15 protein-coding genes and 1 pseudogene are annotated in these 18,813 nt (G+C 42.5%); 12 read left to right on the top strand and 4 right to left on the bottom strand.

All coding sequences use genetic code 11. From position 1 onward, the window contains the following. From RWY97_RS09135 to RWY97_RS09120, 4 genes are all read right to left on the bottom strand, one after another. Window positions 1–616 (bottom strand): restriction endonuclease subunit S (locus RWY97_RS09135; protein WP_315566788.1); only part of this gene is annotated, 616 nt, incomplete at its 3' end. Between the two features lie 8 nt (window positions 617–624). Beyond that, window positions 625–1,770, bottom strand: a complete 1,146-nt coding sequence (locus RWY97_RS09130) for a PDDEXK nuclease domain-containing protein (RefSeq protein WP_315566786.1) — start codon at window positions 1,768–1,770, stop codon at window positions 625–627. 17 nt (window positions 1,771–1,787) lie between these two features. After that, complete coding sequence (locus tag RWY97_RS09125; protein WP_315566785.1) at window positions 1,788–4,475, bottom strand: type I restriction-modification system subunit M; 2,688 nt, start codon at window positions 4,473–4,475, stop codon at window positions 1,788–1,790. A gap of 3 nt (window positions 4,476–4,478) precedes the next feature. Next, window positions 4,479–4,688 carry a helix-turn-helix transcriptional regulator gene (locus RWY97_RS09120; RefSeq protein ID WP_036856565.1) on the bottom strand — a complete coding sequence of 70 codons (210 nt, stop codon included), beginning with the start codon at window positions 4,686–4,688 and terminating at the stop codon, window positions 4,479–4,481. A 294-nt stretch (window positions 4,689–4,982) separates the two neighbouring features. Here RWY97_RS09120 and RWY97_RS09115 point away from each other — a divergent pair. The 12 genes and pseudogenes from RWY97_RS09115 to RWY97_RS09060 form a co-directional block, all read left to right on the top strand. Further along, a pseudogene (locus RWY97_RS09115) lies at window positions 4,983–5,390 on the top strand (hypothetical protein); the annotation flags it as partial. A 482-nt stretch (window positions 5,391–5,872) separates the two neighbouring features. Further along, the gene (ppdK, locus tag RWY97_RS09110) at window positions 5,873–8,590 is read left to right on the top strand and encodes a pyruvate, phosphate dikinase (RefSeq protein WP_315566783.1); all 2,718 of its coding nucleotides are present in this window, start codon (window positions 5,873–5,875) and stop codon (window positions 8,588–8,590) included. Window positions 8,591–8,818: 228 nt separating this feature from the next. Beyond that, window positions 8,819–9,169: an NADH-quinone oxidoreductase subunit A gene (locus RWY97_RS09105; protein ID WP_315566782.1), complete on the top strand. Its 351-nt coding sequence runs from the start codon at window positions 8,819–8,821 to the stop codon at window positions 9,167–9,169. Continuing rightward, complete coding sequence (locus RWY97_RS09100; RefSeq protein WP_021583410.1) at window positions 9,160–9,783, top strand: NADH-quinone oxidoreductase subunit B; 624 nt, start codon at window positions 9,160–9,162, stop codon at window positions 9,781–9,783. Before RWY97_RS09105 ends, RWY97_RS09100 begins: the two co-directional genes overlap by 10 nt. Window positions 9,784–9,789: 6 nt before the next feature. Next, entirely contained in the window at window positions 9,790–11,358 is a 1,569-nt protein-coding gene (locus RWY97_RS09095) for an NADH-quinone oxidoreductase subunit D (RefSeq protein ID WP_315566779.1), read from the top strand. A 2-nt stretch (window positions 11,359–11,360) separates the two neighbouring features. Next, window positions 11,361–12,449 carry an NADH-quinone oxidoreductase subunit NuoH gene (nuoH, locus tag RWY97_RS09090; protein ID WP_021583423.1) on the top strand — a complete coding sequence of 363 codons (1,089 nt, stop codon included), beginning with the start codon at window positions 11,361–11,363 and terminating at the stop codon, window positions 12,447–12,449. Between the two features lie 11 nt (window positions 12,450–12,460). Then, complete coding sequence (locus RWY97_RS09085; protein WP_021583403.1) at window positions 12,461–12,991, top strand: 4Fe-4S dicluster domain-containing protein; 531 nt, start codon at window positions 12,461–12,463, stop codon at window positions 12,989–12,991. Window positions 12,992–13,008: 17 nt separating this feature from the next. Further along, window positions 13,009–13,530 (top strand): NADH-quinone oxidoreductase subunit J family protein, encoded by a 522-nt coding sequence (locus RWY97_RS09080; protein ID WP_024992437.1) that lies wholly within the window; start codon window positions 13,009–13,011, stop codon window positions 13,528–13,530. Continuing rightward, window positions 13,527–13,835 (top strand): NADH-quinone oxidoreductase subunit NuoK, encoded by a 309-nt coding sequence (nuoK, locus tag RWY97_RS09075; RefSeq protein ID WP_021583411.1) that lies wholly within the window; start codon window positions 13,527–13,529, stop codon window positions 13,833–13,835. The genes RWY97_RS09080 and nuoK overlap by 4 nt, the downstream gene beginning before the upstream one ends. Window positions 13,836–13,839: 4 nt before the next feature. Then, window positions 13,840–15,798, top strand: coding sequence for an NADH-quinone oxidoreductase subunit 5 family protein (locus RWY97_RS09070; RefSeq protein ID WP_315566776.1), 1,959 nt, complete (start codon window positions 13,840–13,842; stop codon window positions 15,796–15,798). A 15-nt stretch (window positions 15,799–15,813) separates the two neighbouring features. Then, complete coding sequence (locus tag RWY97_RS09065) at window positions 15,814–17,319, top strand: complex I subunit 4 family protein (protein WP_315566775.1); 1,506 nt, start codon at window positions 15,814–15,816, stop codon at window positions 17,317–17,319. A gap of 16 nt (window positions 17,320–17,335) precedes the next feature. Continuing rightward, entirely contained in the window at window positions 17,336–18,766 is a 1,431-nt protein-coding gene (locus RWY97_RS09060) for an NADH-quinone oxidoreductase subunit N (protein ID WP_315566773.1), read from the top strand. The last annotated feature ends 47 nt before the right edge of the window (window positions 18,767–18,813 follow it).

The following is an 18,813-nucleotide window of genomic DNA, read 5'->3' as shown; positions in this document are numbered from 1 at the left end:
CGTCAAGCAATGCCGACTTGAGTTGACGGAGTTTTTGCAACTCTTCCTCTTTGGCACCGATTAGGTCATCCAATTCCTTAAAGAATGATCCTATTTTCCATTGTTCAGAGATAGATGGTATATGCACATCTTGATTGTCTAAATCTGCTTTATTTAAGTTTCCAATAGCTCCCCGCCCACCAGCCACATAGTACGAGATAAACTTCTGATACCATGAAGAAGACATGGAAGCATTTAGAAAAAATGGTTGCTTGGCAGTAGCCAATAACATGAAACCTCCATGAACACTGCTCTCAGATTTTAGTCCCCTAAGTATACAATGTTTTCCAACTAAGCGAGAAGACCCATTTGCTGCTGTTATGAGAATATCATTATTTTTAGCATATTCTATGTTTACAGCATCTTCTACTACAAAAACATCATCCTCAGATAATATAAATTTATCATTGTCAATGTTAGAAGACCGGAGAACTCTAACCCCCTGTTTTCTTAAAGAATATGGAGAATATGTAAGCCCTCTACTTGTTTCTGCCTGGGTTGAGAATTTCTTTTCTTCCCATTCCTCCTCAAATCCATTGAATCTGAGTGGTGGCACGTTCTTATTTTTCTTATCCATAGTAGTTCCTATTCTGTAACTTTGTCGTCGTCCTCATACTCGTCAATCCACTCTTTCAGTTTGCTTTCAAGCAACTGCTTGTCGGGCAGATAGAGCTGATACTCCGTAGCATAGATGTTGGCATTCTTGGGTAGGGTGAGTTCCACCAAAGCGTCTTTCTTCTCACGGCATATCAGGATTCCGATAGTAGGCTTTTCAAATGCTTGCTTCACATAGCGATCGAAATAGTTGACATACATCTGCATCTGTCCCAAGTCTTGATGTGTGAGTTTGTCTATCTTGAAATCGATCAAACAGTAACATTGCAAAAGCCGATTATACAGCACCAAGTCAACATAGAAGAACTCTTCTTCAAAAGTGAAACGCTTTTGACGGGCTTCAAAGAGAAATCCCTTGCCCATTTCAAGTAAGAAGTCTTTCATACGGCTGATGATAGCCCCTTCGAGTTTCGACTCGCTGTAACTCTCATCGGGTTTCAGTCCAAGAAATTCCAAAGAAAGAGGGTTCTTAATCACATCCGCAGACTTCTCTATGGTCTGTCCTTCAGTGGCCAAACGCATCACTTCATCTTTGTTGCGACTCAAAGCCAATCGCTCGTAAAGACTGGAGTTGTATTGTCTTTGTAGTTGGCGTACGCTCCAATTTTGCTGCGCACATTCTATTTCGTAGAAAGAGCGTGCTTTCTCGTCTTTGATACGCATCAGTACAAGATAATGCGACCATGATAACAGGAAAGACGGAGCAGTGTCAATTGTACTTCCGACAATGGTAGAATTGGGTAAACAAGGGGTATCTTTTTCGACTTTCTCAATTTCGCAAACAGTGTTTACGATTTTCGCTTCGCCACTGTTATGAGAAGAATAGGTAAGGTAGAACTTACGAAAGAGCGTGAGATTTTCAACCGACCAACCATTACCAAATCGTTTGGTCAGTTTTAAGGACAAGTCTTTTAGTACCGCTTTCCCATAGGCGGCACGTTCCAAACCACCTTGCTCGTTCTCGATAATGAATTGTCCGATATGAAACTTTGTATAGACTTCTGCAGTGTTTACAGCAGTAGCCACTCTTGCTCTTGCCTGCTCGATAAGTGAAACTATCTTATCAAACAAACTGCCAGAGCCATTATCCGTTGTGATTTTTATATTGTTGTTCATCTGATCATTCAATGATTTTATTCTTTAGTAAGTGTGTTCCGAAAGGCTGTTAAGCCCAGTGTATCGACTTCATTTCCACTGAGTTCTCCAATAAGTTGATAGAGTTTGCGCTCCGAGTTTGCTATACGGTTGGCTATGTCTTGATAGGTTGTGGCATACTTAGCGGCAAATAGGTGCACTTTACTTTCCAACTCTTGCACAACCTCATTGGGCATGTGCTCTATAGAAGAAACGAGCGGATCAATCCACTTAGTGCGGAGCAGACTGGTGGCTGTTGCATCATCTATCTGCTTGATAGTTGCTATGGTGTCATCAAGAAGCTGCTCTTGTTTTTGTTTAAGCTCCTTTTTTTTGCTTTTTCCTTCATCAATAAGAAGAGACATATTGATAAGTTTGTTTTCTATACTATCAGATTCAAAAGGTGTCGTCTTGTTTATAGCTATCAATGGTTTTGCTTGTTTTTTCACTTCGGCATTCACCCATTTTGTTCCATCTTCATTTACATAGCTTTGTTCTTTTTCTTCCTCTGACAAAGTTTCAAGCAGCTGGTCATATTCGTCAGATATTTCTGCTAATCTTCGCTGTAAAGTTTCCACCTCTGCCATTTGCTCGGTCAGCAACCTCTTTTGTACTAAAGCGAAGGGTAATATTCGCCCTATCCAACCTTCTTGCACTTCCTTGTCATTCTTCCAAACCATGTTAGGATCTACTGCACGGACTGCATCTATTCCTTCGGTTTGAAGAATTTCAAGATCTGTCGCTATTTGCTCCCAATTGTCGCTGAAGAATTGGAATGCTTGATATTTATCTACAAGCGGAAGTGTCTCAAGTCGATGAAATAGTTCAGTTGTTATCTCTGCTTGTGTCTGCGTGATGTTAAGAGATAACATTGGAACAACCAGCTTCTGGTTGAGATAATCAGAAAAACTGATATTGTTGGATTGTAAATATACTGGCATTGATTCGGCAACCATATATTCATGTTGCAGAGGCTGTGCATCGTCGATAGGCAGAGTTGTCGTTTTAGTTTCAAACTTCTGCCTGAATGTCTCGACATATTTCAGAACACTGTGATTTTGTTCTATTGTGTTTGAAATATCATCGACTGCTAACTGACTATAGCCATCTGCATTCACATGGAAGAGTTTGTCTCTTAGTGTCGGGAAGGTCTTCCAATAGGCATTCAGTCTGTCCAGCTCGTGTGCAGGAATACCGCCAAACATCGTAGCGTAAATGTCGTATTTTTCTGGTTTTGAACTTCCATCCACATAGCGCGAAATATTGAGGTTGTAGTCATTAGAGCGTATCACTTCACGTTCTACCAACTTTGCATAATCGGGTGTCTCGGTGCGTGTGGTAACGGCATCTACTATTTTTTTGATGTCGCAGGCACGTAACTTGTTGTTCTTGCCTTCTTTTGCAAAACCATGAGAAGCGTCAACAAATAAGATGTCAGTCTTGCCATTTCGTGTATCTGGTCGTTTAAGTACCATCACAATCGTGGATATACCTGTTCCAAAAAACACCTTTTCTGGTAATGCGATAATAGCATCAATATGATTGAATTCCACAAGGTGTTTACGTATTTCATACTCACTCCCACCACGATATAGTACTCCATGAGGTAAAACAATAGTCATAATGCCACGTGGCTTTACATGGTATAGGTCATGGAGCAAAAAGGCAAAGTCGGCACATTTTTTTGGAGCCAGCCCAAACTCGGCATAACGAGGGTCGGTTTCTTGATCATGAGGATTCCATTCCTGCGAGTAGGGAGGATTTGATACTACAGCATCCACATAGAGAGGTTCGTATGTGCCTTGTGGGTCTGCATCATCAAAATAGGGCCAATCTTCTAACAACGTGTCTCCATTGCGAACCTCGATATTAGACGGATTAATTCCTCTCATAATGAGGTTCATACGTGTTAGATTAAAAGTGTTTTGTTTTAATTCTTGAGCATAATATTTGATATTATCCTTATTGTTGATATGGCGGGCTACAGACTTACCTATATTGATGAGCAAAGACCCGGATCCGCTTGTGGGGTCATAAATACGAATTTCATCTTGATGGCGCAAATGATGGGCAATAATATCAGACATCATCAATGATACTTCATGAGGAGTGTAGAACTCACCGGCTTTTTTACCAGCATTGGCAGCGAAATTACTGATAAGATACTCATATACGAAGCCTAAGACATCATAATCTTGGCGTCCGTCGGTTGGGATTTCTCTAATTAAAGAAATTAAATCCCTGATAGCTGCACTCTGCTCTCCATCTGTACTGCCGAGTTTGCTCAATCCTGTTTGAAGTGTGCCGAAGATGCCATCAAAGAGTTTTTTATGATTAGTGCTTATCTTGCGATCAAAGGCAGAAAGTGCATCGCGAACATTGGCAACAGAAAAACTCTTGCCTTGGGTAATCCATGTAGAAAAAAGATTCTCATAAGAAATAAAGTAGCCAAGATTATCTTGCAGGTAGGCTACCGTATCAGCATCATCTTCTGTTATACCCTCCAAATCTTCAGCTGAAAGTTCCATATTCCCATTAGCTACTTTGAGGTAAGATAATTCCTTATCAGAAAGGAATTTATAGAAGATAAAACCTAGAATATAATCCTTATATTCGTTGGCTTCAATTTTAGAACGCATCTTATTGGCAGATGCCCATATTTTATTTGCTAATTGTTTCTTATTCATTATTTACTTCTCTTTTTCTTTAGATGCAAAAATCAACATTCGAACATCAATATCCAATATTTGGGCAACTTCCAATAAGCTTTCAAGAGATGGTTGCACCTTGTTGGAACACCATCGGGAAACAGTATTCTCTGATTTTCCCAATCTTTCAGCCAACCATTTGCTGGTTAATTGCTTTTCTGCAAGCACAGCCTTAATTCTATTTATTGCCATATTATGATGATTTATGTATTTACATATCACATAAGTGTGGCCACAAAATTACGCAATTCTATTGATAATAGATAAGGTTTTATGGAAAAATATTATAAGTACAAATAATTTTCTCTTTTTATTTGTTTTTCTTCATAGAACAGATTACTTTTGCATAAGAAACCAAGAGGGTTTTAAGTAATGGCAAAATATAGAAAAGGAGAGTAGTTAGCTCGTTTCTTAATCGTTCGCCCCTATATTACCATATATTATGCTTTTTGTTAGTAATCAACCAATTAGATTCACTTCCATTACTTTTATGCGGAGATTTGCGACTTCCGTATGGCTAAGGACATCGGGATCGACCACCCAGAAAAGAATGAGATACTGCATAACATACCGCCGACACCTGAGCAGGAGGTCTTTATCGGTAAGCTGATGGAGTTTGCCAAGAATGGTGATGCCACAATCTTGGGACGAGCGCCGTTGAGTGAGAGTGAGGAAAGGGCAAAGATGCTTATCGCCACGGACTACGCAGCAAAGATGAGCCTTGACCTCAGAATGATAGATGAAAATGGGTACTCAGATCATATCGACAACAAGGCGAGCCATTGTGCGAAGATGCTCAATGACTATTACCGAAAGTTCGGCGCACAGAAAGGAACGCAGTTTGTGTTCTCTGATTTAGGAACCTATAAGCCGGGCAATAGCGTTTACTCGGAGAGAACTATTTATAGCTTAAAGCAAATGGTGAGTTTGGATTCTATACCTAAACATTCGGCTTGATTCGTATACTGATAGAAAAAGTATTCATAGAAAATACGATGAGGATTAATCTTTACAAGCGGAATAATTCAGTTTCTGTTATGGTAAATATTCCTAAGGCTTTTATTAAGGAAATAGAAACTTTTACCGATATTGTGGGGGAGAGTAGGGGAGAAAAGCAGTATGTAACGGGTTCCATATAATTAAGTGATATAGATTCGCTGATGGAATGGATCCGGAGAGAGATTATCCATTAAGTTGAAAATCTGTTTGCTTATTGTAGGAACTTGTTTGTATGTGAGAACTGTTTGCGATAACAGGCAAAAATGTAATGTCGACTTTACAAATTTCCGATTAAAAGTTTTGTTACGTGGTGAAATTACCGTATATTTGCAGCACAAAATGAAATCCTACATATAAATAATTGATATAATCGACTTATGAGCGAAAAAAGAGTTTATACCTTTGGCAATGGTAAGGCCGAAGGTAAGGCGGATATGAGAAATCTGCTGGGTGGTAAAGGTGCCAATCTGGCCGAGATGAATCTTATCGGTGTTCCCGTCCCTCCGGGATTTACGATTACCACAGATGTTTGTAACGAATACTTTGAAAAGGGTAAGACAGAAGTCGTAGCATTGTTGAAGAAAGAGGTTGAAGCTTCAGTGCGCCATATTGAAAAGCTGATGAATGCGAAATTTGGCGATATTGCTAATCCATTGCTTGTTTCCGTGCGTTCTGGTGCACGTGCTTCAATGCCAGGTATGATGGATACGATTTTAAACTTGGGCCTAAATGATGACGTTGTTGAGGGATTAGCAAAGAAGACTGGCAATGAGCGATTTGCCTATGACAGTTATCGCCGTTTCGTACAGATGTATGGTGATGTGGTGTTGGGGATGAAGCCGGTTAATAAGGAGGATATCGATCCGTTCGAGGCAATTATTCAACAAGTAAAAGCTAAGCGTGGCATTAAACAGGATAATGAGATGAGCGTTGAGGAATTGAAAAGTCTCGTTGTGCTGTTTAAAGAGGCGATTAAGAAGCAAACCGGAAAGGATTTCCCAACTGAACCGATGACCCAATTATGGGGAGCAATCTGTGCTGTATTCGACAGTTGGATGAACGAGCGTGCTATTTTGTATCGCAAGATGGAAGGAATCCCGTCTGAGTGGGGTACTGCCGTTTCGGTGATGGCGATGGTCTTTGGTAATATGGGCAATACATCGGCTACTGGTGTTTGTTTCAGTCGTGATGCAGCAACGGGCGAAGACCGTTTTAATGGAGAATATCTTGTCAATGCGCAGGGAGAGGATGTTGTCGCGGGTATTCGCACGCCACAGCAGATTACCAAAGAAGGAAGTTTGCGTTGGGCTAAATTACAAGGTGTGGATGAAGATATCCGTGCGGCGAAATATCCTTCAATGGAAGAAGCAATGCCTGAAATTTATGCCCAATTGGATGATATTCAAGCTAAGCTTGAGAAGCACTATCACGATATGCAAGATATGGAATTTACGGTACAAGAAGGTAAGTTGTGGTTCTTGCAAACGCGCAATGGTAAGCGTACTGGTACGGCGATGGTGAAGATTGCGATGGATTTACTTCATGAGGGTGAGATTGACGAGAAGACAGCACTTAATCGTTGTGAGCCTAACAAACTTGACGAGCTGCTTCACCCTGTGTTTGATAAGTTGGCACAGAGCCAGGCTAAGGTTCTTACACGTGGTTTGCCTGCATCACCGGGAGCGGCTTGCGGTCAGATTGTTTTCTTTGCTGATGACGCGACGAAATGGCACGCCGACGGCCACGAGGTAGTGATGGTGCGTATTGAAACATCTCCCGAAGATTTGGCAGGTATGTCAGCAGCTGAAGGCATTTTGACGGCGCGGGGTGGAATGACCTCTCACGCGGCTGTCGTAGCCCGTGGAATGGGTAAGTGCTGTGTCTCAGGTGCCGGTGCCATCAGCGTCGACTATAAATCGCGCACGGTTGAGATAGACGGCGTCGTGCTTCGTGAGGGCGATTATATTTCATTGAATGGATCTACGGGCGAAGTGTATTTGGGTGAGGTCCAGACTAAACCCGCAGAGGTGAGCGGCGATTTTTCCGATCTGATGAAACTCTGCGAGAAATATACCAAACTGCAAGTGCGTACCAATGCAGATACGCCTCACGATGCAAAAGTGGCTCGCAGTTTCGGTGCTTTGGGTATTGGTCTTTGTCGTACAGAACATATGTTCTTTGAAAACGAGAAGATCAAGGCAATGCGTGAGATGATTTTGGCCGAGACGACCGATGGGCGTAAGAAGGCGCTTGAAAAACTTTTGCCTTACCAGAAGCAGGATTTCTACGGCATTCTGAAAGCAATGGACGGCTATCCTGTGAATGTTCGGTTGTTGGATCCACCCCTTCACGAGTTCGTTCCTCACGATTTAGAAGGCCAGGAAGCTATGGCCAAAGAGATGGGGGTTAGTGTTCACCACATCCAACAACGCGTTAACTCATTGAGTGAACATAATCCGATGCTGGGGCATCGTGGCTGCCGCTTGGGAAACACCTATCCTGAAATTACGGCCATGCAGACAAAGGCGATCTTAGGTGCAGCTATTCAGTTGAAAAAAGAGGGGTATGACCCGCATCCCGAGATAATGGTTCCGCTTATTGGTATTGTCAAAGAGTTTGATGTTCAGGAGACAGTCATTCGCCAAACGGCCGCAGAATTATTTGCCGAGGAAGGTGTTGAGATTCCTTATCGTATTGGTACGATGATCGAAATACCACGTGCCGCCCTTACTGCTGATATGATAGCAAAGAAAGCTGAGTACTTTAGCTTTGGAACGAATGATCTCACGCAGATGACATACGGGTACAGTCGGGATGATATTGCCAGTTTCTTGCCCGCTTATTTAGAGAAGAAAATCTTAAAGGTGGATCCTTTCCAGGTGCTCGACCAACAAGGAGTAGGGCAACTCATAGAGATGGCTGTAAAGAAAGGTCGTAGTACACGTTCCGATTTGGTGTGCGGAATCTGCGGCGAACACGGGGGAGAACCATCTTCGGTTAAGTTCTGTCATCGTGTCGGACTTAATTATGTCAGCTGCTCACCATTTCGTGTCCCCATCGCGCGTTTGGCTGCGGCACAGGCGGCTGTGGAATAAAGTTCCTCTCGGTCTATGATCTATCATTTTATATGAAATATTTGGCACAGAGCCCAGTAAATGCATACTGGGTTCGTGCCTTTGTTTGTTTCCCTATTCGATATAATTGGTTGGTAGGGGAAATTGTATTAAATAAAAACAGCAAAGTGGCATCTTAATTACAGAATAATTGTTAACTTTGCATTCGCAAAAGATATAAGAACAGAATTACAACATTAATAACGTTATATGTATTTTATCTTATTGATTACCGTTTTGATAACGTCCGTATTCTTGGTTGTGGCAGCTTATGTCATTGCTAAGTTGATCGGTCCGCGATCATATAATCCGGTGAAAGGAGAACCCTTTGAATGTGGTATTCCTACTCGTGGTTCCTCTTGGATTCCCGTGAACATAGGATACTATCTTTTTGCTATCCTTTTTCTGATGTTTGACATCGAGACAGTCTTTCTTTATCCGTGGGCTGTTGTCGTTAAGCAGTTCGGTCCGATGGCACTTGTCAGCATCGGGTTCTTCCTGTTGGTACTGGTATTTGGCTTAGCTTATGCTTGGCGGAAAGGAGCATTGGAATGGAAGTAAAGAAACCGAATATCAAGAGTATTCCTTATGGCGAGTTTACGGATAACGAATCTCTTGAAAAGATCGCAAAAGAATTAAATGAAGGCGGCGTTAATGTTATTGTGGGGTCACTTGATCAAGCAATTAACTGGGGACGCAGCAATTCTCTTTGGTCATTGACTTTCGCTACAAGTTGTTGTGGAATTGAATTTATGGCTGTGGGATGTGCTCGTTATGACTTTGCTCGTTTTGGTTTTGAGGTAACGAGGAATTCTCCACGTCAGGCCGATTTGATAATGTGTGCCGGAACGATAACGAATAAGATGGCTCCTGTAATGCGCCGTCTTTACGATGAAATGGCCGATCCGAAATATGTCATTGCTGTGGGTGGATGTGCCATTAGCGGTGGACCGTTCAAATCCAGTTATCATGTTGTCCGCGGTATCGAAGAAATTGTGCCTGTGGATGTGTTTATCCCGGGGTGTCCTCCGCGTCCAGAGGCCATTCTCTATGGTATGATGCAATTGCAACGTAAGGTGAAAGTGGAGAAGTTCTTTGGCGGAGCTAATCGCAAAGAGCATAAGCCAATCGTTGTAACGAATGTTCCCGAAGATTTTAATATAAAGGAAGCGTAAGACGTTATGAAGCTGAATAATTTAGAATTTAATCTGAATGACTTCTCATCAGAGATGTCTAAGTTGAAGAACGAAAAACATTTCGACTTCCTTGTAACGATCATTGGAGAAGATTTCGGTGATGAGGGGTTGGGTTGTATCTATATTCTTGAGAATACGAAAAGCCACGAACGGGCTTCTGTTAAAGCGTTAACCGCAAGCCGAGAAGATGCTTTTCTGCCAACGATTAGCCATCTTTGGAAAGCCGCAGAGATGCTTGAGCGTGAAGTCTTTGATTTTCTTGGTATTAAGTTCCTCGGTCACCCTGATATGCGACGTCTGTTTTTGCGCAGTGATTTTGTGGGTTATCCGCTCCGGAAAGATTTTGATATGGATCCCGAAAAGAATAAGGCTCCGATGTTTGATGACCCAGAACCTGACTACACTTTAGAGTATAGTTTGGATGCGGAAGGAAAACTTGTGGCCACGAAAAAACTTCTGTTTACAGATGATGATTATGTAATCAATATCGGTCCGCAGCATCCTGCTACGCACGGTGTACTCCGTTTGCAGACAATTTTAGATGGGGAAACAATTCGAAAAGTTTATCCTCATTGCGGATATATTCATCGCGGCATCGAAAAAATATCCGAGAGCTATACCTATCCGCAGACCCTTGCTTTTACGGATCGTATGGATTACCTCAGTGCGATGATGAACCGCCATGCCTTGGTGGGTGTTATTGAGGAAGCTATGGGAGTGGAGTTAAGCGACCGTATTAAGTATATCCGTACCATAATGGATGAACTTCAGCGTCTTGATTCGCATCTTTTGTTTTATAGCTGTTGTGCACAGGATCTCGGTGCATTAACTGCATTTATTTATGGAATGCGCGACCGTGAGCAAGTCTTGAATGTGATGGAGGAGACTACCGGTGGTCGTTTGATTCAGAATTATTATAGAATCGGTGGCTGTCAGGATGATATAGACTCTAATTTTGTGCAAAACGTGAAAAAACTTTGTGCTTATATGAAGCCGAAGTTTAAAGAGTACCACGATGTTTTTACAGGAAATGTGATTCTGCATAATCGTTTTAAGGATGTAGGTGTACTTTTTAAGGAAGATGCTATCAGTTATGGCTGTACCGGAGGAACAGGTCGTGCAGCGGGATGGGCTAATGATGTTCGTAAGAATCATCCCTATGCAATGTATGAGCAAGTGGACTTTAAAGAGATCATTTATAATAACGGTGACAGTTTTGACCGTTATATGGTGCGTATGGATGAGATGGAACAGAGTATTCATATTATTGAACAGCTCATTGATAATATTCCCGAAGGCGATTTCTATATCAAACAAAAACCAATTATCAAAGTTCCGGAAGGACAGTGGTATTTCTCTTGTGAAGGTTCTCGTGGAGAAATTGGAGTTTATTTAGACAGCAAGGGTGATAAGAGTCCCTATCGTTTGAAATTCCGTCCGATGGGACTCCCGTTGGTTTCTGCAATGGATGAAATGCTGCGCGGTGAGAAGATTGCCGATCTGATAGCTGTCGGTGCTTCATTAGATTATGTAATTCCTGATATTGATAGATAGTTATGTTTGATTTTTCAATAGTATCTACGTGGTTTGATGGTCTGCTTCGTAATACCTGCGGATTAAGTAGCTTTTGGGCAATTCTTATTGAATGTGTACTTGTTGGACTTTTTATTCTTACAGCGTACGCCTTGCTCGCCATCATATTGATATTTATGGAACGTAAGGTCTGTGCCTATTTCCAATGTCGTCTCGGCCCGATGCGCGTGGGACCTTGGGGGCTATTCCAGGTCTTTGCAGATGTTGTGAAGATGCTGATTAAAGAGATCTTTGCCGTGGATAAAGCTGATAAGTTGCTTTATTCTATTGCTCCGTTCCTGGTTTTGATAGGTTCTGTCGGTGCTTTTTCGTTTATGCCTTGGAACAAAGGAGCCGAGATTCTTGACTTCAATGTGGGAGTATTCCTTTTAACAGCCATTTCGAGTATCGGCGTTATTGGTATATTCATTGCCGGATGGAGTTCAAATAATAAGTTCGGTGTAGTTTCTGCGATGCGTGGTGCTGTGCAGATGATTTCTTATGAGATGTCACTTGGGCTTAGTCTCATTGCAGCCGTGGCTCTAACAGGATCGATGCAGCTCAGCGGAATCATCGAAGCACAGAGCGGTCCGTTTGGATGGCTGATTTTCAAAGGGCATATTCCTGCGATTATAGCTTTTATTGTATTCTTGATTGCAGGTAATGCCGAAGCTAACAGAGGACCATTTGACCTTGCCGAGGCTGAAAGTGAGTTAACGGCCGGTTATCATACAGAATATTCCGGTATGGGATTCGGCTTTTTCTATTTAGCTGAATATCTGAATTTATTTATCGTTGCTGGTCTTGCAGCTACTGTCTTTCTGGGTGGTTGGATGCCGATTCATATTGGTGTTGATGGTTTTGATCGAGTAATGGATTATATTCCGGGGATCGTTTGGTTTTTAGCTAAGGCTTTCTTGCTCGTTTGGGTCTTGCTCTGGATTAAGTGGACATTTCCTCGTCTGCGTGTTGACCAAATCCTTAACTTGGAGTGGAAATATTTAATGCCGCTTTCTTTGCTCAATTTGGTATTGATGACAATCATTGTTGCATTGGGCTGGTATATTAAATAAGGTATAAGAAAATGGAAGAAAATAACAAATCATATTTCGGTGAGATACGAGGTGGCGTGAGATCTCTTGTAACAGGGCTCGGCGTCACATTGCGCGAGTACTTTACTAAGAAAGTAACAGAGCAATATCCCGAGAACCGTAAGACGACGTTGCACGTGGCTAAACGACATCGTGGACGTTTAATGATGAAACGCAACGAAGCTGACGTCGTAAAATGTGTGGCTTGTCTGATGTGCGAGAAAGCTTGTCCTAACGGTACCATCAAGATTGTTTCGGAGATGGTTACAAATGATGAAGGCAAGAAGAAACGTCAACTTGTTGATTATCAGTATGACTTAGGCGACTGTATGTTCTGTCAGTTATGTGTCAATGCTTGTAATTTCGATGCGATAGATTTCACCAATGATTTCGAGAATTCTGTGTTTGATCGAGACAGACTCGTTCTGCATCTTGACAAAGAGCATTATGAGAGTTCGCTGCCTAATATCCTTGATGGTGGTGCTCCCGAAGAAATCGGCACGTTTAATACGAAAACTAAATAGGGGAGGAACAGACAGATATGGCAAATTTAGTAATGTTTTGCATCTTGGCCGTAATCATTTTAGGTTCGGCTATAGTATGTGTTTCAACTAAGAGTATTATGAGGGCTGCTACGTTCCTGCTCTTTGTGCTCTTCAGTGTAGCAGGCATCTATTTCTTGCTCGATTATACTTTCCTTGGTGCGGCACAAATTTCAATTTATGCAGGAGGTATAACAATGGTATATATCTTTGCTATCCAATTGGTGTCTAAGCGCACTTTGCAAGGTATGCAAGAACGACTGAAAGGTAAACGAGTTATTTCTGGATGTTTGGTTGCACTGATTGGCTTCGCGACTGTAGCTATCGTGTTGTTAAAGAATCATTTTATCAATATGTCTACACAAATGGCTGATGCTGAGATACCGATGAATCAAATCGGAATGGCACTGTTAGGATCAGAGAAATATCAGTATGTACTTCCGTTTGAATTTATCTCCGTGTTTCTGTTAGCTTGTATTATCGGCGGTATAATGATTGCAAGAAAGGAGGATAAGAAATGATACCCGTAGAATTTTTATTGTTGCTTAGTACGTTATTATTCTTTATCGGTTTTTTCGGTTTTGTAACCCGGCGTAATCTAATAGCAATGCTGATTTCTGTCGAGTTGATTCTGAATTCAGTGGATATAAATTTTGCAGTCTTTAATCGTATCTTGTTTCCCGGTCAGTTAGAAGGATTCTTCTTCTCATTGTTCTCTATTGGTGTCAGTGCAGCCGAAACCGCTGTTGCGATTGCAATTATTCTGAATGTTTACCGTAATTTCCATAGTGATCAGGTGAACAGTATTGAAAATATGAAATTATAAGAAAATGGATTACAGTTATGTCTTTTTGATACTCCTTCTACCTGCACTCTCTTTCATGGTATTGGGACTTGCGGGTATGAAAATGTCGCATAAAGTGGCGGGATTGATTGGTACTGTTGTTTTAGGCACGGTGTTTTGTCTCTCTTGCTATACCGCATTTGAGTATTTCTTTGGGCAAGGGAGAGATGCGAATGAATTGTATCCCACCGTGACAGCTTTCAATTTTACTTGGCTGAAGTTTACTGAGCTGTTGACATTCAATATCGGTTTCCGGCTTACCCCTATCTCTGTGATGATGTTGATTGTCATTTCGACAGTTAGCTTTATGGTTCACATCTATTCATTCGGTTATATGCACGGTGAAAAAGGATTCCAGCGGTATTACGCTTTTCTATCTCTTTTTACAATGTCAATGCTTGGATTGGTTGTTGCAACAAATATCTTTCAGATGTATTTGTTTTGGGAACTTGTCGGGGTCTCGTCTTATCTGCTGATCGGTTTTTATTATCCGCAACATACAGCAGTGGCAGCTTCTAAGAAAGCATTCATTGTGACACGCTTTGCCGACCTGTTTTTCTTGATAGGAATCCTCATTTATAGTTTTTATGTAGGCACTTTCAATTATGATTTGACAGTAATGCCCCAGTTACATGCACAGATTGCGGGAGCAGCAGGCTTGATGCCGATAGCATTGTTTTTGATGTTCATCGGTGGTGCCGGTAAAAGTGCGATGTTCCCACTGCATATTTGGCTTCCGGATGCAATGGAAGGTCCTACGCCTGTATCTGCATTGATTCACGCAGCTACAATGGTTGTAGCTGGTGTATATTTGGTTGCGAGTCTGTTTCCTATCTTCGTACAGTTCGCTCCGGAGCAATTACACTGGATTGCATATATTGCTGCTTTCACAGCTTTTTATGCAGCAGCAGTGGCTTGTTGTCAGAGTGATATTAAGCGCGTGCTTGCTTTTTCGACAATCTCGCAAATCGGCTTTATGCTTGTTGCTCTTGGTGTTAGTCTTCCTGATCCGATGACAGGTGCAGTAGCGATGACGGAAGAATATGCTGATGTTAATGGGCTGGGCTATATGGCCGGTATGTTCCACCTCTTTACCCATGCAATGTTTAAGGCTTGTTTGTTTTTGGGTGCCGGTTGTATCATTCACGCCGTACACTCTAATGAAAAGTTTTATATGGGTGGCCTGCGAAAGTATATGCCGATAACGCATATCACATTCTTGATTTCTTGCCTTGCAATTTCCGGAATCCCACCTTTCTCTGGCTTTTTCTCAAAGGATGAGATACTCGTTGCTTGTTATAATTTCTATCCTCTGATGGGAGCCATAATGAGCGGTATTGCAATGATGACAGCGTTCTATATGTTCCGCCTGTATTATGTAATATTCTGGGGTAAGAGTTATTATGAGAGTCACATTGACGAAGGAGCGAAGAAACCTCACGAGGCGCCGCTCACAATGACATTTCCATTGATATTTCTGTCTGCCATTACATTAACCTGCGGATTCTTTCCGTTTGGACATTTCATCTCAGCCAATGGTTTGAGCTTTGACACGCATACCAATTATATGGTCGCGGGTATTAGCATTGGCTTGGCATTTATTGCCATTGCTGTTGCCACAATGATGTATAAGGGTGAGCAGACACCGATTGCCGATAAGCTTGCCAAAATGTTTCCCGCACTTCACCGAGCTGCTTATAAGCGTTTCTATCTGGATGAGGTCTGGATGTTTGTCACTCACAAAATTATTTTCCGCTGTGTATCTACACCCATTGCGTGGTTCGATCGTAATGTTGTCGATGGGTCATTCAATTTCCTCGCGTGGGGAACCAATGAGGCGGGTGAGACCATTCGTCCGTGGCAAAGCGGTGATGTGCGTCAGTATGCCGTGTGGTTCCTGACCGGTACGGTTGCACTCACATTGGTATTGTTATGTTGTCTTTAAAGAATTGATGGTAAAATGAGTATATTAACATTATTCGTAGTTATCCCCGTACTGATGTTATTTGGGCTTTGGATGGTCCGCAGCCTTAATCAGGTACGTGGTGTGATGGTGGTAGGGGCATCCTGTTTATTGGCTTTATCTATTTGGCTGACCATTGCTTTTATTCAGATGCGACACGCAGGCAATACCGATGCGATGCTGTTCACATACAGCATTCCTTGGTTTAAACCGCTGAATATTGCTTATTCGATAGGAGTTGACGGAATATCTGTGGTGATGCTGCTTTTGTCCAGCATTATTGTCTTCACCGGAACATTTGCCTCTTGGCAGTTGAAACCGCTCACCAAGGAATACTTCCTTTGGTTTACTCTATTAAGTGTAGGTGTCTATGGTTTCTTCATTTCAATCGATATGTTCACGATGTTTATGTTCTATGAGGTGGCCCTGATTCCGATGTACCTTTTGATAGGTGTTTGGGGAAGTGGTCCGAAAGAATATGCTGCAATGAAGTTGACATTGATGCTGATGGGAGGCTCTGCTTTGTTGATCATCGGAATTTTAGGAATCTATTTCTTTAGCGGTGCAACAACGATGAATGTTATCGAGATTGCACAATTACATAATATTCCGGTACACGTTCAGAAAATATTCTTTCCATTTGTGTTCATCGGATTTGGTGTGCTTGGGGCATTGTTCCCGTTTCATACTTGGTCGCCCGATGGTCACGCTTCGGCACCGACGGCAGTGTCAATGCTTCATGCTGGTGTGCTGATGAAGTTGGGAGGCTACGGTTGTTTTCGCATTGCGATGTACCTGTTACCTGAAGCAGCTCACCAGTTGGCATGGATTTTCTTGATCCTGACCACTGTTTCGGTTGTCTACGGTGCATTGTCGGCTTGTGTACAAACAGATTTGAAGTATATCAATGCCTACTCATCCGTCTCCCATTGCGGTTTGGTATTGTTCGCATTGCTAATGATGACGCAGACATCTTGCACCGGAGCCATTCTGCAAATGCTGTCTCACGGACTGATGACGGCTCTGTTCTTTGCGCTCATCGGTATGATTTACGGCCGAACTCACACACGTGATGTTCGCAAACTCGGCGGCCTGATGAAGATAATGCCTTTCCTCGGCGTCGGTTATGTCGTAGCCGGTTTAGCCAATCTTGGTCTTCCGGGATTCTCGGGATTTGTTGCAGAGATGACCATCTTCATCGGTTCGTTCCAAAATGCCGATACGTTCCATCGTGCTGCTACGATTATCGCTTGTACGTCTATTGTCGTCACGGCGGTTTATATTCTTCGTGTGGTTGGGAAAATACTTTACCAAAAAGTGGCTGACCCGCATTATGAAACGCTGACCGATGCTACTTGGGATGAACGCGTTGCCGTTGTCTGTCTGATCTTTTGTGTGGCCGGACTCGGTATCGCACCTCTGTGGGCAAGCAATGTCATCAGCGACACGCTCGGTCCGCTCCTCGAACACATCAATTCTGTATCTGTAATGGCTTCACTCTAAATAAAACGCTAAGAAAATGAATATAGATTACAGTCAATTTTTGAGAATGTTGCCCGAAGTAACGCTGATGGCTATGTTGGTTATCACGTTCGGGGCAGATTTCTTCAGCGTAGGTAAAGAGCGTAAATGGTTTAATCCACTGGTTTGCGTACTGATGGTTGCTCACCTCGTGATCAACATATTTCCTGTCGAGACATCTACAACATTCGGCGGGATGTATCAGACCAATGCCTCTATCGGTGTCATTAAAACCATCCTTGCATTGGGAACGCTTATCGTGTTGATTCAGTCGCGTGAATGGATGGCGCGTCCTGATACATCCTTTAAGGAAGGAGAGTTTTACGAACTGATTATTTCCACCCTCTTGGGTATGAATATGATGGTCAGTGCCAACCATTTCTTGCTTTTCTTTTTAGGACTTGAAATGGCATCAGTGCCGATGGCCTGCCTTATTGCTCTCGACAAATATCGTCATAATTCCGCCGAAGCCGGAGCAAAGTTTATTCTTACGGCTACTTTTTCAAGTGGTGTGATGCTTTATGGTATTTCGTTTCTTTACGGGGCGGTCGGTACACTCTATTTTGACGATGTAGCAGCAGCTATCACCACTTCGCCACTGACGATAATGGGACTTGTGTTCTTTTTCAGCGGACTCGGATTCAAGATCTCACTCATTCCGTTCCACTTTTGGACGGCAGACACGTATCAAGGAGCTCCCACTACTGTTACCGGTTATCTCAGCGTTGTTTCCAAGGGTGCAGCTGCTTTCACGCTCTGTGCCATCTTGATGAAGGTCTTTGCACCGATGACAGTCTATTGGCAATACCTACTGTATATCGTCATCACATTAAGCATCACCGTTGCCAACCTGTTTGCTATCCGCCAAAGCGAATTAAAGCGCTTTATGGCATTCAGTTCCATCTCGCAGGCCGGATATATTATGCTGGCTGTCATCGGTAACTCATCGATGGGTGTGACCGCCTTATCATATTACGTACTGATTTATGTTGTTGCCAATATGGCCGTCTTTACCATTATCAGTGCTGTAGAAGAACATAACGGTGGCATAACCGATATCGATGCTTACGATGGATTATATGCCACCAATCCTAAATTGGCATTTCTGATGACATTAGCACTGTTCTCGCTCGGTGGAATTCCGCCGTTTGCCGGAATGTTCAGCAAGTTTTTTGTCTTTATGGCAGCGGCCCAGCAAGGTAGTGTCTTTGCTTATGGAGTCGTGTTCGTTGCCTTGATCAACACTGTAATCAGCCTTTACTATTACCTGTTGATTGTGAAAGCGATGTATATCAAGAAGACCGATACGCCATTGCCGACATTCGCCAGCGGCCTCAATACAAAGATTGCTTTGGCTCTTTGCACGGCCGGCATCGTGTTGTTCGGTGTTTGTTCAGTCGTTTACGATTGGATAGAAATGGCAGCGTAGGTTACGCTGAATCATATAATAATAAGCGGATTATAGTCGAATGGCTC

Source organism: Hoylesella pleuritidis, from assembly GCF_963541955.1.
GTDB classification, from domain to species: domain Bacteria; phylum Bacteroidota; class Bacteroidia; order Bacteroidales; family Bacteroidaceae; genus Prevotella; species Prevotella pleuritidis.
Note: the sequence above shows the minus strand (reverse complement) of the source record. Positions and strands in the feature narration are given on the sequence as shown.

Excerpts from the sequence above, each read along its gene's own strand:
- nuoH (WP_021583423.1), top strand. The coding sequence starts at position 11,361 with ATGTTTGATTTTTCAATAGTATCTACGTGGTTTGATGGTCTGCTTCGT.
- RWY97_RS09130 (WP_315566786.1), bottom strand. The coding sequence starts at position 1,770 with ATGAACAACAATATAAAAATCACAACGGATAATGGCTCTGGCAGTTTG.
- RWY97_RS09100 (WP_021583410.1), top strand. The coding sequence starts at position 9,160 with ATGGAAGTAAAGAAACCGAATATCAAGAGTATTCCTTATGGCGAGTTT.
- RWY97_RS09125 (WP_315566785.1), bottom strand. The coding sequence starts at position 4,475 with ATGAATAAGAAACAATTAGCAAATAAAATATGGGCATCTGCCAATAAG.
- RWY97_RS09065 (WP_315566775.1), top strand. The coding sequence starts at position 15,814 with ATGAGTATATTAACATTATTCGTAGTTATCCCCGTACTGATGTTATTT.
- RWY97_RS09095 (WP_315566779.1), top strand. The coding sequence starts at position 9,790 with ATGAAGCTGAATAATTTAGAATTTAATCTGAATGACTTCTCATCAGAG.
- RWY97_RS09080 (WP_024992437.1), top strand. The coding sequence starts at position 13,009 with ATGGCAAATTTAGTAATGTTTTGCATCTTGGCCGTAATCATTTTAGGT.
- RWY97_RS09070 (WP_315566776.1), top strand. The coding sequence starts at position 13,840 with ATGGATTACAGTTATGTCTTTTTGATACTCCTTCTACCTGCACTCTCT.
- nuoK (WP_021583411.1), top strand. The coding sequence starts at position 13,527 with ATGATACCCGTAGAATTTTTATTGTTGCTTAGTACGTTATTATTCTTT.
- RWY97_RS09060 (WP_315566773.1), top strand. The coding sequence starts at position 17,336 with ATGAATATAGATTACAGTCAATTTTTGAGAATGTTGCCCGAAGTAACG.
- RWY97_RS09120 (WP_036856565.1), bottom strand. The coding sequence starts at position 4,688 with ATGGCAATAAATAGAATTAAGGCTGTGCTTGCAGAAAAGCAATTAACC.
- ppdK (WP_315566783.1), top strand. The coding sequence starts at position 5,873 with ATGAGCGAAAAAAGAGTTTATACCTTTGGCAATGGTAAGGCCGAAGGT.
- RWY97_RS09105 (WP_315566782.1), top strand. The coding sequence starts at position 8,819 with ATGTATTTTATCTTATTGATTACCGTTTTGATAACGTCCGTATTCTTG.
- RWY97_RS09085 (WP_021583403.1), top strand. The coding sequence starts at position 12,461 with ATGGAAGAAAATAACAAATCATATTTCGGTGAGATACGAGGTGGCGTG.